Here is a 13,668-nt window from a genome sequence, read left to right on the forward strand (position 1 = left end):
CCATGACCCTTACAGCACGCCCTATTGATCCGGCCCCGTTAGCCCATGACCGAGTCTATCGCCAATTACGTTCGCGCATCATGCATGGCGATCTGGCACCAGGGCAGGCGCTGACCCTGCGGGGCATCGGGAAAGAGTTTGACGTTTCAATGACACCAGCACGCGAATCTGTGCGCCGTTTGGTGGCCGAAGGCGCGCTGAGCATGTCTAACTCTGGCAGGATTTCCACACCGGCGCTCAGCAATGAACGCATCGAGGAACTGGCTGCGCTGCGTGCGTTGATCGAGGTCGAGCTGGCATCGCGGGCCCTACCGCGCGCGCATTTGGCGCTGATTGAGCGGTTGCAAAATATCAATGCCAAAGTGGGCGAGGCCGTCGCCCACCGTGATGCTGTCAGCTATATCCGCACCAATCTGGAATTTCACCGGACGTTGTATTTGCGTGCCCAAGCCCCAGCCATGTTGGCGATGGCGGAAACCGTTTGGTTGCAAATGGGACCGACCATGCGGGCGCTGTATGGTCGATTACGCCGAACCGAGCCGCCGCAATTTCACCGTTTAATCATCGCAGCACTGCGCGCAGGAGATGAGCCGGGTCTGCGCCTTGCTGTGCGCTCGGATGTGACGCAGGGGTTGCGCATGCTGGCGAGCTAGACAGCTTGACTCAGACCCAATGCCAGAGCATTCATTTGCCTATGATGAACAAGTTTGAACAAAGCACATCTTATTACCGCCGCCTGACCTAGCGCGCGGACGATCCCCTTTTTCCAATTCCCATCGTGCCGCCGCCTATGCGCGTGGTTTTGTTTGGGCGGTTGGTTTTCGGAGACAGATGATGACTGAAATTCACCCCATAACTGAAGCAGATATTCCCGATGTTTTGCAAATGATACGCGGGATCGCGGCCTATCATGGTGACGAAGCTTTGATAACAGCAGCAGACCTGCGGCGCGATGCCTTTGGTCCAAACCCGTGGCTGCGGGTGTTGGTTGCCAAGGGGCAGGGCTATGTTGCCCTGATCCCATTGGCACAACTGCAATTCGGCGTGCGCGGCATAGAGATACATCATATTTTCGTCAAAGAATCAGCCCGCGGGCGCGGGGTTGGGCGGGCCTTGATTAATGCGGCAATTGAATATGCCAAAGGGCAAGAGGCGCGGTATCTGTCTGTCGGAACGCATCCAGATAACTTGATCGCGCAAGACACCTATCGCGCAATCGGATTTGACGAGTCTCCCGTAGCGGGGCCGCGATTTAGGATGCGGTGGTAGGCTTTTCCAAAATTTCGCGGATGAAAGCAGCCTGTTCCGTGGTGTCGGGCACTGGAACGCCGCGCATTTTACTTACATGTTCAATCGCAGTATCAGGACCATAGCCAAAATGCCCCAAGATGGCGCAGCTCAGCATGCCGGATCGCCCGATGCTAGCAAAGCAGTGGACGGCAACATGTTCTCCGTTGCGCATCCGGCTGGCAAGACCCCCTGCTAGGGCCGCAAAGCTGTTTGGCTGGGGCAGATGCATGTCACGGATGGGGTGATTGATAAACGCAAGGCCAAGTTCGGCGCAGGTTTCACCCTGTTTGGCCAATCCGACATTCTCAGCCTCGGTCGGTTCGAGCAGCGAAACGACAGTATTCACGCCTGATCGCTGGATGGCCTGAAGGTCACGATGAATCGCCAAGGGGCGCGCCATAATGGATAGCGCGCCCCTTGGAAATGTAGCTATCGGATAGAGCACGTTTAGGCTGCCAATCCTCTGTCGCCTAGGTCTAGGTATTTTTCACGGCGGTCTTTGATCAGTGCTTTTGGCTCCTTGCCTTCAAGCGATTTGAGCATTTCCGCAATGGCCGAGGAGACCGATGCGATCGTCGCTTGCGCGTCACGGTGCGCGCCACCTTTAGGCTCGGGGATAATACGATCCGCAACACCAAGCTGTTTCAGGTCTTGGGCCGTTAGGCGCAGGGCCTCGGCGGCTTCGCGCATTTTCTCGGCGTCTTTCCACAGGATCGCGGCGCAGCCTTCGGGCGTGATGACGGAATAAACCGAGTGCTCCAACATCGCGACACGGTTCGCTGTTGCAAATGCAACCGCACCACCTGAACCACCTTCGCCGATGATCACACTTACCAGTGGTACGCCAATTTCCAGGCATTTCTGGGTTGAACGGGCGATAGCTTCGGATTGGCCGCGCTCTTCGGCACCTTTGCCAGGGTAGGCGCCAGGGGTGTCGACCAACGTGATGACGGGCAGACCAAAACGATGGGCCATTTCCATCAAGCGCACGGCCTTGCGGTACCCTTCGGGGCGGGCCATGCCAAAGTTCCGCTCGATGCGCGAGGTCGTATCGTCGCCTTTTTCATGGCCGATCACCATGACTGGCTGGTCGTTAAAACGGGCAAGGCCGCCCATGACCGCGTGATCATCCGCAAAGTTTCGGTCGCCAGCTAGGGGCGTGTATTCAGTGAATAAGGCGTCGATATAGTCTTTGCAGTGGGGGCGATCCGGATGGCGGGCAACCTGACATTTACGCCAAGGGGTAAGGTTCTTGTACAGATCCTCAAGCATCTTGTCGGCTTTGGCATCCAGTGCCTTGGCCTCTTCGGTTACGTCTGTTTCTGGGTCGCGGCGCGCCATTGCGCGCAGTTCTTCGGCCTTGCCCTCGATTTCGGCTAGGGGCTTTTCGAAGTCCATATACTGGGTCATTGCATGCTCCGCACTGGTTATAGGGCTTATATGGCGGTGTATGCGTCGGTTTGCAACGCGTGGTCTTCGGGAGGGCAGCTGTTCTTGATTTGGCGTGACTGTGTGAAGTGGTTTTTCGCGGCAATGGTCCTGCGCGGTTTGTTACCGAAATAAAGCATGCCAGAGCGTGTCAGGTTTGCAAAACAGGGTAGAGAGACGCGATCAGCAGCGCGGCCATGGTCCAGTTATACGCCCTTAACCTGCGCGGATTGGTTAGGAACCGTTGCAATTGTTGGCCTGCGATTGTCCACATCGAAACCGAGGGTAGGTTGACGATGGCGAACATCAACGCACCCACGCCAAGCCAAATCATCGCTGCATCCCCCACATAAACAGTGATCGCCGTGAGGGCCATTGCCCATGCTTTGGGATTCACCCATTGAAAAGCAGCAGCCTGAAGGAAGGTCATCGGCGCACCTGCTTCGGCGTTTTTGGTGACTGGGGCTGCGTGTGCGATTTTCCACGCGAGCCACAGCATGTAAATCACGCTGCCGACTTTCAGGATGTCGTAGATCACGGGGTAACGATCAAAAATCTGCACCAAACCCGCGCCGACAGAAAACAGCATGACCATAAACCCGATCGAAATGCCAAGCATATGCGGAATCGTTCGTAAAAACCCAAAGTTAGCGCCTGACGCCATGAGCATCAGGTTGTTCGGGCCAGGTGTGGCAGAGCTTACAAAAGCGAAGATGGCGAGGGCGGTGAGTGTTTCAAATGTCATGCCGCAAGGTTTGCATTGAATAATGCCGAATGAAATTGCAAACTTTGATCAAATTCACTGTATCGAGCAACATATGCAGCCCATTGATCAAAAATCTGAAGAAATATTGCGCGAGCTTGAGCGCGATGGCCGCATCAGCAACCTCGAGTTGGCTGAGCGGGTGAGCCTGTCTCCCTCTGCATGTCTGCGCCGTGTTCAGGAATTAGAGAAGCGGGGCGTCATAAAAGGCTACCGCGCGGTGTTAGACCGAAATGCGCTGGGCGCGGGGTTTGTTGTCTATATCGGTGTGGGGCTCAGTGATCACAGCAAGGCATCGCAGGAAGCATTTGAGCGATCGGTCTCTTTGGCGCCAGAGGTGCGTGAATGCCATAACATAACGGGCACAATTGAATATCTTTTGCGCGTGGAATGCGCGGATTTACCTGCCTATAAACGCTTTCACAGTGACCATTTGGGTGCTTTGCCGCAGGTGGCAAAGATCACATCGTATGTGGTGATGGGGTCACCGAAAGACGCACGCGCCTAAACGAAAACGGCCCGCCAAAGGCGAGCCGTTTAATAAGGTTTTGAGGGCGATTAACCGGCAATCATTTCAGACTGGCGCACGATTACCTCGGCCTGTTTGATGGATGCGATGTCGACCAGACGGCCTTTGTAAACTGTTGCGCCTTCGCCGTTTGCCTTGGCCGTTTCCATTGCGGCAAGGATCTCGCGCGCTTCGGTGACGGCCTCTTCGGATGGCGTGAACACCTCGTTCGCTGTGGCGATCTGTTTGGGGTGGATAGCCCATTTTCCAACCATGCCCAACGTTGCCGAACGGCGCGCCTGCGCGCGGTAGCCATCATCGTCGGAAAAGTCACCGAACGGGCCATCAACTGGCAAGATGCCGTGCGTGCGGCAGGCAGCAACGATAGCTGTTTGTGCCCAATGCCACGGGTCGGACCAGTACTTCTCGCCTTCGCGCAGCATGTAATAGTTTTCCTGCGTTCCGCCGATGCCTGTGGTCTGCATACCCATCGAAGCTGCGAAATCCGCCGCACCTAGGCTCATCGCCTCTAGGCGCGGGGAGGAGGCTGCGATTTCTTCAACATGGGCGATGCCCGCAGCGCTTTCGATGATAACTTCAAAGGCGACGCGCTTGGTGCGGCCCTTGGCGGCTTCAATCGCGCTGACCAATGCGTCAACGGCATAGACGTCTTCGGCGCAGCCCACTTTGGGGATCATGATCTGGTCAAGGCGCTCGGACGCTTGTTCGAGCAGGTCAACGACATCGCGGTACCAGTAAGGGGTGTCGAGGCTGTTGATGCGAACGGAAAGGGTTTTTGTGCCCCAATCCACGGTATTGATCGCCTCGATGATGTTGGCGCGGGCCATGTCTTTGTCGCTAGGTGCAACGCTGTCTTCCAGATCAAGGTTGATCACGTCTGCTGCAGATGCAGCCATCTTGGCAAAGAGTTTGGTGTTAGAGCCTGGTCCGAACAGCTGGCAGCGGTTTGGACGGGATGGCGGGGTTGGTTGTAGGCGAAAGCTCATGTCAGCTAATCCTTCTGAGACATAAAATGTCGAAAACTTGCTCTTTCGAGTTATAAAATTGCTCGACTGTCTGCAAGGGCGATTTGCAGCTGCAGCATAACGTGTGACACAAGATTTATGCGTCTGGGTGTAGAATTTTAGGAAATTTGTGCGTCTGGATTGGGTGTGGTGGGGGAAATGAAATGGATTTGCGCCAGATTTGTCGCATTCTGCGCGAAACTCATACCCTTGCGGAGAATCAACCCATGATCAAAACACCCTATCTTCTGTTTCTCGGCGATGCGCCTGACCAACTGGCCGCAAAAGTTGCGCAAGGCATCAAAGACTGGCGCCCTGAGAACGCTGTGGGTCAGTTCCGCCTTGAGGGGTGTAAGGCCGATGTTGGTCTGTCGGATATGACTTTGGCCGAAGGTCTGGAAGCGGGCGCAAAGACGCTGGTGATTGGTGTGGCAAACCGTGGTGGTCAGATTTCCCAGATGTGGAAAGAAGCCCTGATCGAGGCGCTTGCGATGGGTTATGATCTGGCGTCGGGCCTGCACAATCTGCTGAACGATGAGGCTGATCTGGTTGCTGCTGCGAAAAAGCATGGCCGTATTTTGCACGATGTTCGCATCCCAACAGTAGAGTATCCGATTGCCACGGGCGTAAAGCGTACAGGTAAACGTGTTCTGGCTGTAGGCACCGATTGCTCGGTTGGTAAAATGTACACGGCATTGGCGCTGGACGTTGCGATGCGTGAGCGCGGCATGAAAAGCACATTCCGTGCGACAGGCCAGACAGGTATCCTGATTACAGGCGACGGTGTGCCGCTGGACGCGGTTGTCGCCGATTTTATGGCTGGTTCCGTTGAATACCTCACGCCAGACAATGACCCAGACCACTGGGATGTGATCGAAGGGCAGGGCAGCCTGTTCCACGTTAGCTATTCTGGTGTGACCATGGCGCTGATCCACGGTGGCCAGCCAGATGCGCTGATCATCTCGCACGAGCCAACGCGCGAACACATGCGCGGCCTGCCTGACTATAAAGTGCCAGACATGGCGGCGATCCGTGATGTTGCGCTGACCTTGGCCAAGGTTGCGAACCCCGACTGTAAGGTTGTCGGCATCTCGGTGAACACCCAGCACATGTCGGAGGAAGAGGCACGCAGCTATCTGGATAAAGTCGAAGCCGAAATGGGCCTGCCAGCGGTTGATCCTTTCCGCCACGGTGCCGAACGTCTGGCCGAAGCACTGGCCGCTCTTTAAGGTGCTGTGCAAACGTGACCCAAAGGGTCGCGTCAGAAATGCAAAGGATGCTGCGGTGTCCTTTGCATCATACGTGAGGAAAGAAGATGCAAATTGAGGTGACGCCAGATGTATTCCGTCTGGCTCAGGTGTTTACGATCTCGCGTGGGTCGCGGACCGAAGCAAAGGTACTAACCGTTCGGATTACCGAGGATGGTGTGACTGGCATGGGTGAATGTGTTCCCTATGCCCGCTATGGCGAAACATTAGAAAGCGTCACAGCCGAGATTGAAGGGTTAAGCGGCACGCTGACCCGTGAGGCGCTTTATGATCTGTTGCCAGCAGGTGCCGCGCGCAATGCTGTTGATTGTGCGCTATGGGATTTGGAAGCCAAGAAAAGCGGTAAACCCGCGTGGGAGCTTGCAGGGCTTGCGCCGTTGGGGCCAGAAATCACGGCCTATACGCTTTCATTGGATACCCCAGAAAAGATGCAGGCGCAGGCCGCAGAAAATGCGTTCCGCCCGTTGCTGAAAATCAAACTCGGCACGCCAGACGATATGCCACGGCTAGAGGCCGTGCGTGCAGGTGCGCCTGATAGCACCATTATCGTTGATGCGAATGAGGGGTGGTCGGCCGAAGTTTACGCCGATCTGGCGCCCCATCTGGTGCGTCTTGGTGTCGCTTTGGTCGAACAACCCCTGCCTGCGGGCGATGACGATGCGCTGATCGGCATGGAGCGTCCCGTTCCTGTTTGCGCCGACGAAAGCTGCCATGACCGCAAAAGCCTTGCAGCTTTGAAGGGTAAATATGATGTGGTGAACATCAAACTGGATAAAACCGGTGGCCTAACCGAGGCTTTGGCACTGCGCGATGCGGCGTTGGCCGAGGGATACGAAGTGATGGTTGGTTGCATGGTTGGATCGTCTTTGGCGATGGCGCCTGCGATGCTGGTTGCACAAGGCGCCAAGATTGTAGACCTTGACGGTCCGCTTCTCTTGGCCGAAGACCGCGAGGCAGCACTAACATTTGATAAGGCTGGCGTTCACCCGCCACGCCCAGAGCTTTGGGGATAACACCATGCGTACAGTTTATGTGAACGGCGAATACCTGCCAGAGAATGAAGCAACGATTTCGATCTTTGATCGCGGTTTTCTAATGGCCGACGGGGTTTATGAGGTTACATCCGTGCTGGATGGCAAGCTGATCGACTTTGACGGCCACGCTGTGCGTCTTGAGCGCTCGATGAGCGAACTCGATATGCGCAGCCCGATCACCAAGGAAGATCTGTTGGAAGTGCACCGCGAATTGGTGCGCGTGAACGAAATCAACGAAGGCCTGATCTATCTGCAAATCACGCGCGGGTCGGACGGTGATCGCGATTTTGTCTTCCCTGATCCAGAAACGACAGCCCCTACTATTGTTCTGTTCACGCAAAACAAACCTGGTTTGGCCGATAGCCCAGCGGCAAAGAAGGGCGCAAAGATCATCAGCATCGAAGATATTCGCTGGGGCCGTCGTGACATTAAAACGGTTCAGCTGCTTTACCCGTCAATGGGCAAGATGATGGCGAAAAAGGCAGGTTGTGACGATGCGTGGCTGGTCGAAGACGGTTTCGTGACCGAAGGCACATCCAACAACGCCTATATCGTCAAAGGCAATAAAATCATCACTCGCCAGCTTAGCAATGACATCCTGCACGGGATCACCCGCGCGGCTGTTCTGCGTTTTGCCCGTGAAGCGCAGATGGAAGTGGAAGAGCGCTCCTTTACCATTGATGAGGCAAAGGAAGCGGATGAAGCCTTTACCACTTCGGCCAGTGGATTTGTGATGCCGGTTGTTGAGATTGATGGCGTTGCGCTAGGCGAAGGCGTGCCAGGAACGATTGCGCTGAGACTGCGTGAAATCTATCTGGATGAAATGCGCAAAGCGGCGATCTGATTGTTTGAACGCACGGCCCGTTACGACGGACCGATAAAAATCAAAGCCCACGTGATGCGTCGCAAATTGCGGCGGGTTGCGTGGGCATTCTCCTTTTTGGGGGAGGGCTATCCAAGCCTGTTTTGATCCAGCCATCGACCCAGCTGTTTGAGCATCTTGGTCAGCTCGTCAACGTCTCCATCCGCTAGGCTGCCAAAGACCTGAAATAGGTCGGGGCCCATATCGCGATATATTTCACCCAGCAACTGACCCGCCGCAGGTGTTGGTGATACCAGCTTGGCCCGTTTGTCGGTTGGGCTACCAACGATTTCGACCAGACCCATATTCCGAAACTTGGCGATTGTTTTTGTAACGGCTGGCTGCTCGACCTCTACCGCTGCCGCAATTTCCGATATGCGGCTGCCCCCCTCTAACCTTTGCCGTGTGAGATGGTTCAGGATGCTGAACTGCCCCTGTGTCAGGCCGTGCGGCTCTAGCAGGATGCTCATACGTGTGCCGAATAATTTGCTGACAATCGACAGCCAAGTTGAGCATTCCGCGATCTGTGGGCCGGTTAATTTTGACATGAAGAACTTTCGGGGTTGATTTGTATTCTTGAGAATGTACATATATTCCAAGGAATGCAAATGGAGATTCGAAAATGATTGCTAATACTTTTAACCGCCTGACGACCCTGCCTTTGATCGCGCATATCGCTGCGGCGGGCGTTTCCTTCGCTGGATTTCAGTGGGTAAAAGCGCGGCTGGACGCCAGCTATGCCGCGTCTCTGCACCCTGTTGATTATATGACAGGGCAAACCAGTTTTAGCGGAGAAACGATCAAAGGTTACTATAGCGAAATGATCGAGACAGGGACGTTGGGCGTCTACTTTCAAACGCAGTTGATCGATTTCGGGTTTATTCTGGCGATGATGTGCATGGGGCTAACGATTGGCACATTGGTCGCGCGGGCCAGCAGGGAAGGCAGCTGGGGGCGCAAGCTGGGTTTGTTTGCGGGGATGGCGGTATTTTTCGGGGCGCTTTGTGATGCCGTTGAAAACGGCATTTCATTTGTGATGCTTGCTAATCCTACAGGTTTTGCAGATTGGCTGGCGCTGCCCTATTCAGGTTTCGCGACCGTAAAATTCGCGCTGATTACCCTAGGCATGCTTTTGATTTTGCTCAGCATCATATGTGCTGTAACGGGGCGCGTGTTCCGCGCCCCAAAGATCGGGTAACGGGATACGGCGTGGCGCTATTCTTTGCCAACGTTTTCGGCAAAGGCGGTTTTGAACGCCTCTTGCTGAGCGCCCGTCGCATCGGTTTGGTAGTTTTCTTTCCATGCGTCCATGGTCATGCCGTAAAACAATTCGCGTGCTTCTGATTTGCCAATTTCAACACCCTGTTCCGCGGCGGCCTCTTGATACCAGCGCGACAGGCAGTTGCGGCAGAAACCGGTCAAGTTCATCATGTCGATGTTTTGAACGTCTGTACGATCTTCCATCAGATGCTTTTGAAGGCGGCGGAATGCGGCGGCCTGAAATTCGATTTCTTGTTGGCTGTATTCGGTCATGGCTGCTCCTTTAGATGCGTTACTTGATGGCGCTGCCGCGTCGTCAGGTCAAGTTCTGTGATTGTCACGGGATTGAAACTGTTTTCGGGTTCAAGTTGCGTTGCGCGCGAAAAATGACTTTAAGTACCCTAAATGTGATCGCTAACAATTTCTGCCTCAGAGGCAACGGAGAGCCAATATGAAACGTCAACGCAATGTAAAAATTTTGGCAACCTTGGGGCCGGCCTCGGATTCGGTTGAGATGATCGGAAACCTGCACAAGGCTGGCGCCGATGTTTTTCGCCTGAATATGAGCCACGGCAGCCATGAAGAAATTCGTGCGAAACACGCGATGATCCGTGCCGTAGAAAAAGAGCTTGGCTCAACCATTGGTATCCTCGCCGACCTTCAAGGGCCCAAGCTGAGGGTTGGCGTGTTTGCCAACGAAAGCGAAGAGCTGGTTGAGGGGGCGGCCTTTCGTCTGGATTTGGACGAAGCTCCTGGTGATCTTCAGCGGGTTTGCCTGCCGCATCCAGAAATCTTTTCAGCCCTGAAAGAGGGGGCATCTCTGTTGGTGAACGACGGGAAAATCCGGCTGCGCGTGACGGCCTGTGGGGATGACTATGCGGATTGCGAGGTCATTACAGGCGGAACGATCTCCAACCGTAAAGGCGTGAATGTGCCCGATGTGGTGTTGCCGTTGGCCGCGCTCAGCGAAAAGGACCTCGCCGATCTTGAGTTTGTTTGCGAGTTGGGTGTGGATTGGCTTGCGCTTAGCTTTGTGCAGCGCCCCGAAGATGTGGATCAGGCGCGGGCATTGGCAAAGGGCAGGGCTGCCATTCTGTCAAAAATCGAAAAGCCATCAGCTGTTGAACGTTTTGATGATATCCTCGCGGTAAGTGACGGCATCATGGTCGCGCGCGGGGATCTTGGGGTCGAGCTTCCTGTTTCTGCGGTGCCGCCTATCCAAAAACGACTTGTGCGGCGCAGCCGTGCGGTGGGCAAGCCCGTCATCGTGGCAACGCAGATGCTGGAATCAATGATCGAAAGCCCGATGCCAACCCGCGCTGAGGTTTCGGATGTTGCAACTGCGATTTATGAGGGCGCGGATGCTGTGATGTTGTCTGCTGAATCCGCTGCAGGGGGCTATCCGATTGAGGCAGTGACCACGATGAACAATGTTGCTGTCGAGGTGGAGCAAGATCCAACCTATACCCAAATCATCGAAGCGAGTCGTACGGCGTCGCGTTCGGGCATTGCAGATGCGATGGTCGCCGCCGCGCGTGAGATTGCCGAAACAACGGATGTAAAAGCAATTTGCTGTTTCACCCATTCAGGGACAACTGCCTTGCTAACCGCCCGCGAACGACCACGTGTGCCGATCATCGCGCTGACGCCACTGGTGGGAACCGCACGGCGCCTTGCTCTTAGCTGGGGCGTAACCTGTTCGTTGACGGATGAATTGGATCGATTCAAAATGGCGGTTGTCAGCGCTGCAAAGGTTGCTCGCGAAGAGGGGTTTGCCACGTCTGATGATTTTGTCGTCGTTACTGCGGGTGTTCCGTTTAACGTTCCGGGAAGTACGAATATCCTTCGTGTGGCCCCCTGTGATGAACGTTTGATTTTCGCATCTGATCCAGAGTAATGTCACATTAACGTGAGTTAAGGAGGCATCACAATGGACACGGACTTGGCACTGGTTCTCGGGCTTATCATTGCGGCATTGTCGGTCCCTTCTATTTTGTCGGCTATCTCCGACAAGCGTGCCCCCCGTGCGTCGGCGATTACGATTCTCATCGCGGGGGGGCTTATCGTCTTTGCGATCCAGGGCAAGCCGGGCGGATACAATATGGAGCAGATCCCAGACGTCTTTGTGAATGTTTTTGCGCGCTATATGCCATAACCTGCCTGTCTGGCGCATTACCCTATTGCGTTATTTAGCGGCGCATCCTATAGCCCAGCTTCATTCCTGCGCGTCCGGCCTCAAGTGGCATGCCGAGTCGCGCGTAAACCGTAGACGATAGGAGACGGAAATGCCCAAGATGAAGACGAAATCGAGCGCAAAAAAGCGCTTTAAGATCTCGGCGACCGGCAAGGTCATCGGTAGCCAGGCTGGTAAACAGCACGGCATGATCAAACGGAGCAAGAAATTCATCCGTAACGCACGCGGCACGACAGCATTGTCCGAGCCAGATGCAAAGATCATCAAGGGCTTCATGCCCTACGACCGCTGATAAAGGAGAGCTGATATGTCCCGTACAAAAGGTGGTACAGTCACCCACGCACGTCACCGCAAGGTCGTTAAGGCAGCCAAAGGTTACTATGGCCGCCGCAAGAGCACCTTTAAGGTCGCGCGTCAGGCCGTCGATAAGGCCAACCAATACGCAACCCGTGACCGCAAGAATCGCAAGCGCAACTTCCGCGCATTGTGGATCCAGCGTATCAACGCGGCTGTTCGCATGCACGACGAAGCGCTGACATACTCGCGTTTCATCAATGGCCTGAACCTTGCAGGTATCGAAGTAGACCGTAAGGTTCTTGCTGATCTGGCTGTAAACGAACCCGAAGCATTTGCTGCGATCGTTAAGCAAGCACAGGCGTCTCTGGCGGCCTAAGCCCCTAAAGAGCCTATGAATTAGAAAAGCCGCTCCTTTTGGGGCGGCTTTTTTCTGTTTTCGGATACTGAGTTCCTTCCGCTTTGGTTAAGTCGGCAGAGAAGGGCCGCTCTTTAACATAATGGATCACTCTGGTTTGCTCTGTTGGAGGGGCTCGCATCCCGCTGCATGGGTTGCGTTTGCGCAGGTTTCTGCTAGCAGGATTGCATATTCTAAAGGACGCGTGTGACATGGACGATCTCAAGCAAAAATACCTCAGCCAGATTGCAGATGCAGGCGATGAAGCGGGATTGGAAGATATCCGTTTGGCCGCTGTTGGTAAGAAAGGCGAAGTCGCGCTCAAGATGCGCGAATTGGGTAAAATGACCCCCGAAGAGCGTCAGGTCGCAGGCCCCGCGCTGAACGCGCTGAAGGATGAGATCAACAGCGCCTTGGCCGCCAAAAAGGCAGCCCTAGGTGATGCCGCGCTGAATGAACGTCTGCGCACCGAATGGCTGGACGTCACGCTGCCATCACGCGAACGCCCGGCTGGCACGCTGCACCCTGTTTCACAGGTTACCGAAGAGCTGACGGCGATCTTCGCCGAGCTTGGCTTTTCCGTTGCTGAGGGGCCGCGCATTGATACGGATTGGTACAACTTTGACGCGCTGAACATTCCGGGTCATCACCCTGCACGGGCCGAAATGGACACCTTTTATATGTCCCGTGCTGAAGGCGACGAGCGCCCGCCGCATGTTCTGCGTACCCACACCAGCCCCGTTCAGATCCGCACGATGGAGGCCGAGGGCGCGCCGCTGCGTATCATCTGCCCGGGTGGTGTATACCGCGCGGACTATGACCAAACCCACACGCCGATGTTCCATCAGGTCGAAGGTTTGGCGATCGACAAAGATATCTCAATGGCGAACCTGAAATGGACGCTTGAGGAATTCTTCTCGGCGTTCTTTGAAATTGACGGCATCAAAACCCGCTTCCGCGCGTCCCACTTCCCCTTCACCGAGCCTTCGGCAGAGGTGGATATCCAATGTTCATGGGTCGATGGCCAGCTACGCATCGGCGAGGGCGACGGATGGATGGAAGTCCTCGGCAGTGGCATGGTTCACCCCAAAGTGCTGGCCGCTGGCGGGATCGACCCCGACGTCTGGCAGGGCTTTGCCTTTGGCATGGGGATCGACCGCATCGCGATGCTGAAATACGGCATCCCCGATCTGCGCGCGTTCTTTGATAGCGATCTGCGGTGGCTGCGCCACTATGGTTTCGCCAGCTTGGATCAGCCGAATTTGCATGGTGGTTTGTCACGCTAAATGTACCAGATCGGCGTCGCATTTGCAGCCTATCTTGATTGGTGGGCAAGATTGACCAA

The 13,668-nt window shown here is 55.2% G+C and carries 18 protein-coding genes; 12 read left to right on the top strand and 6 right to left on the bottom strand.

The genetic code is table 11. From position 1 onward, the window contains the following. The first annotated feature begins 2 nt into the window (after positions 1 to 2). On the top strand, positions 3 to 653 hold the full coding sequence (locus tag Z948_RS0109320; protein ID WP_025059297.1) for a GntR family transcriptional regulator: 651 nt from the start codon (positions 3 to 5) through the stop codon (positions 651 to 653). A gap of 181 nt (positions 654 to 834) precedes the next feature. Continuing rightward, positions 835 to 1,269 (top strand): GNAT family N-acetyltransferase, encoded by a 435-nt coding sequence (locus Z948_RS0109325; RefSeq protein ID WP_025059298.1) that lies wholly within the window; start codon positions 835 to 837, stop codon positions 1,267 to 1,269. Here the strand turns inward: Z948_RS0109325 and Z948_RS0109330 are convergent. The 3 genes from Z948_RS0109330 to Z948_RS0109345 all read right to left on the bottom strand — a co-directional run bounded on the left by Z948_RS0109330 (position 1,253) and on the right by Z948_RS0109345 (position 3,463). Continuing rightward, complete coding sequence (locus Z948_RS0109330; RefSeq protein WP_425427126.1) at positions 1,253 to 1,735, bottom strand: protein-tyrosine phosphatase family protein; 483 nt, start codon at positions 1,733 to 1,735, stop codon at positions 1,253 to 1,255. The genes Z948_RS0109325 and Z948_RS0109330 overlap by 17 nt on opposite strands. A 2-nt stretch (positions 1,736 to 1,737) precedes the next feature. Then, the gene (locus tag Z948_RS0109335) at positions 1,738 to 2,700 is read right to left on the bottom strand and encodes an acetyl-CoA carboxylase carboxyltransferase subunit alpha (protein ID WP_025059300.1); all 963 of its coding nucleotides are present in this window, start codon (positions 2,698 to 2,700) and stop codon (positions 1,738 to 1,740) included. Between the two features lie 169 nt (positions 2,701 to 2,869). Further along, positions 2,870 to 3,463 carry a LysE family translocator gene (locus Z948_RS0109345; RefSeq protein WP_025059301.1) on the bottom strand — a complete coding sequence of 198 codons (594 nt, stop codon included), beginning with the start codon at positions 3,461 to 3,463 and terminating at the stop codon, positions 2,870 to 2,872. Positions 3,464 to 3,536: 73 nt separating this feature from the next. On the opposite strand from Z948_RS0109345, the gene Z948_RS0109350 reads away from it, so the two are divergent. Next, complete coding sequence (locus tag Z948_RS0109350; protein ID WP_025059302.1) at positions 3,537 to 3,989, top strand: Lrp/AsnC family transcriptional regulator; 453 nt, start codon at positions 3,537 to 3,539, stop codon at positions 3,987 to 3,989. A gap of 50 nt (positions 3,990 to 4,039) precedes the next feature. On the opposite strand, the gene Z948_RS0109355 is transcribed toward Z948_RS0109350, so the two are convergent. Next, the gene (locus Z948_RS0109355; RefSeq protein ID WP_025059303.1) at positions 4,040 to 4,996 is read right to left on the bottom strand and encodes an L-malyl-CoA/beta-methylmalyl-CoA lyase; all 957 of its coding nucleotides are present in this window, start codon (positions 4,994 to 4,996) and stop codon (positions 4,040 to 4,042) included. Positions 4,997 to 5,241: 245 nt separating this feature from the next. Here Z948_RS0109355 and dgcN point away from each other — a divergent pair, with 245 nt between their 5' ends. The 3 genes from dgcN to Z948_RS0109370 all read left to right on the top strand — a co-directional run bounded on the left by dgcN (position 5,242) and on the right by Z948_RS0109370 (position 8,160). Next, complete coding sequence (gene dgcN, locus Z948_RS0109360) at positions 5,242 to 6,243, top strand: N-acetyltransferase DgcN (protein WP_025059304.1); 1,002 nt, start codon at positions 5,242 to 5,244, stop codon at positions 6,241 to 6,243. An 86-nt stretch (positions 6,244 to 6,329) separates the two neighbouring features. Beyond that, positions 6,330 to 7,295, top strand: a complete 966-nt coding sequence (gene dgcA / locus Z948_RS0109365) for an N-acetyl-D-Glu racemase DgcA (RefSeq protein WP_025059305.1) — start codon at positions 6,330 to 6,332, stop codon at positions 7,293 to 7,295. Between the two features lie 4 nt (positions 7,296 to 7,299). Further along, positions 7,300 to 8,160 carry a D-amino-acid transaminase gene (locus tag Z948_RS0109370; protein ID WP_025059306.1) on the top strand — a complete coding sequence of 287 codons (861 nt, stop codon included), beginning with the start codon at positions 7,300 to 7,302 and terminating at the stop codon, positions 8,158 to 8,160. 107 nt (positions 8,161 to 8,267) lie between these two features. Here Z948_RS0109370 and Z948_RS0109375 read toward each other — a convergent pair whose 3' ends face one another. Next, positions 8,268 to 8,726: a MarR family winged helix-turn-helix transcriptional regulator gene (locus tag Z948_RS0109375; protein WP_025059307.1), complete on the bottom strand. Its 459-nt coding sequence runs from the start codon at positions 8,724 to 8,726 to the stop codon at positions 8,268 to 8,270. Positions 8,727 to 8,800: 74 nt separating this feature from the next. Between Z948_RS0109375 and Z948_RS0109380 the strand changes: the two genes are divergently transcribed. Then, positions 8,801 to 9,376 carry a hypothetical protein gene (locus tag Z948_RS0109380; protein ID WP_025059308.1) on the top strand — a complete coding sequence of 192 codons (576 nt, stop codon included), beginning with the start codon at positions 8,801 to 8,803 and terminating at the stop codon, positions 9,374 to 9,376. Between the two features lie 17 nt (positions 9,377 to 9,393). Here the strand turns inward: Z948_RS0109380 and Z948_RS0109385 are convergent, their stop codons facing one another. Further along, positions 9,394 to 9,711, bottom strand: coding sequence for a DUF1244 domain-containing protein (locus Z948_RS0109385; protein WP_025059309.1), 318 nt, complete (start codon positions 9,709 to 9,711; stop codon positions 9,394 to 9,396). Between the two features lie 178 nt (positions 9,712 to 9,889). Between Z948_RS0109385 and pyk the strand changes: the two genes are divergently transcribed. The 5 genes from pyk (at position 9,890) to pheS (ending at position 13,609) form a co-directional block, all read left to right on the top strand. Beyond that, a complete protein-coding gene (gene pyk / locus Z948_RS0109390; protein ID WP_025059310.1) occupies positions 9,890 to 11,335 on the top strand; it encodes a pyruvate kinase in 1,446 nt (481 codons plus the stop codon). 33 nt (positions 11,336 to 11,368) lie between these two features. Continuing rightward, entirely contained in the window at positions 11,369 to 11,593 is a 225-nt protein-coding gene (locus tag Z948_RS0109395; RefSeq protein ID WP_025059311.1) for a hypothetical protein, read from the top strand. A gap of 130 nt (positions 11,594 to 11,723) precedes the next feature. Next, complete coding sequence (gene rpmI, locus Z948_RS0109400; RefSeq protein ID WP_025059312.1) at positions 11,724 to 11,924, top strand: 50S ribosomal protein L35; 201 nt, start codon at positions 11,724 to 11,726, stop codon at positions 11,922 to 11,924. A 15-nt stretch (positions 11,925 to 11,939) separates the two neighbouring features. Then, positions 11,940 to 12,305, top strand: a complete 366-nt coding sequence (gene rplT / locus Z948_RS0109405; RefSeq protein ID WP_025059313.1) for a 50S ribosomal protein L20 — start codon at positions 11,940 to 11,942, stop codon at positions 12,303 to 12,305. A gap of 230 nt (positions 12,306 to 12,535) precedes the next feature. Beyond that, positions 12,536 to 13,609 carry a phenylalanine--tRNA ligase subunit alpha gene (gene pheS / locus Z948_RS0109410; protein WP_025059314.1) on the top strand — a complete coding sequence of 358 codons (1,074 nt, stop codon included), beginning with the start codon at positions 12,536 to 12,538 and terminating at the stop codon, positions 13,607 to 13,609. The last annotated feature ends 59 nt before the right edge of the window (positions 13,610 to 13,668 follow it).

Origin of the sequence: Sulfitobacter donghicola DSW-25 = KCTC 12864 = JCM 14565 (assembly GCF_000622405.1) — a bacterium.
Taxonomy (GTDB): Bacteria; Pseudomonadota; Alphaproteobacteria; order Rhodobacterales; family Rhodobacteraceae; genus Sulfitobacter; species Sulfitobacter donghicola.

Bases quoted from the DNA above. Each gene is read 5' to 3' on its own strand.
- Z948_RS0109385 (WP_025059309.1), bottom strand. From the start codon at position 9,711: ATGACCGAATACAGCCAACAAGAAATCGAATTTCAGGCCGCCGCATTC.
- Z948_RS0109325 (WP_025059298.1), top strand. From the start codon at position 835: ATGACTGAAATTCACCCCATAACTGAAGCAGATATTCCCGATGTTTTG.
- rpmI (WP_025059312.1), top strand. From the start codon at position 11,724: ATGCCCAAGATGAAGACGAAATCGAGCGCAAAAAAGCGCTTTAAGATC.
- Z948_RS0109370 (WP_025059306.1), top strand. From the start codon at position 7,300: ATGCGTACAGTTTATGTGAACGGCGAATACCTGCCAGAGAATGAAGCA.
- Z948_RS0109380 (WP_025059308.1), top strand. From the start codon at position 8,801: ATGATTGCTAATACTTTTAACCGCCTGACGACCCTGCCTTTGATCGCG.
- Z948_RS0109355 (WP_025059303.1), bottom strand. From the start codon at position 4,996: ATGAGCTTTCGCCTACAACCAACCCCGCCATCCCGTCCAAACCGCTGC.
- Z948_RS0109395 (WP_025059311.1), top strand. From the start codon at position 11,369: ATGGACACGGACTTGGCACTGGTTCTCGGGCTTATCATTGCGGCATTG.
- Z948_RS0109345 (WP_025059301.1), bottom strand. From the start codon at position 3,463: ATGACATTTGAAACACTCACCGCCCTCGCCATCTTCGCTTTTGTAAGC.
- pheS (WP_025059314.1), top strand. From the start codon at position 12,536: ATGGACGATCTCAAGCAAAAATACCTCAGCCAGATTGCAGATGCAGGC.
- Z948_RS0109335 (WP_025059300.1), bottom strand. From the start codon at position 2,700: ATGACCCAGTATATGGACTTCGAAAAGCCCCTAGCCGAAATCGAGGGC.
- rplT (WP_025059313.1), top strand. From the start codon at position 11,940: ATGTCCCGTACAAAAGGTGGTACAGTCACCCACGCACGTCACCGCAAG.
- dgcN (WP_025059304.1), top strand. From the start codon at position 5,242: ATGATCAAAACACCCTATCTTCTGTTTCTCGGCGATGCGCCTGACCAA.
- Z948_RS0109375 (WP_025059307.1), bottom strand. From the start codon at position 8,726: ATGTCAAAATTAACCGGCCCACAGATCGCGGAATGCTCAACTTGGCTG.
- dgcA (WP_025059305.1), top strand. From the start codon at position 6,330: ATGCAAATTGAGGTGACGCCAGATGTATTCCGTCTGGCTCAGGTGTTT.
- Z948_RS0109320 (WP_025059297.1), top strand. From the start codon at position 3: ATGACCCTTACAGCACGCCCTATTGATCCGGCCCCGTTAGCCCATGAC.
- Z948_RS0109350 (WP_025059302.1), top strand. From the start codon at position 3,537: ATGCAGCCCATTGATCAAAAATCTGAAGAAATATTGCGCGAGCTTGAG.
- pyk (WP_025059310.1), top strand. From the start codon at position 9,890: ATGAAACGTCAACGCAATGTAAAAATTTTGGCAACCTTGGGGCCGGCC.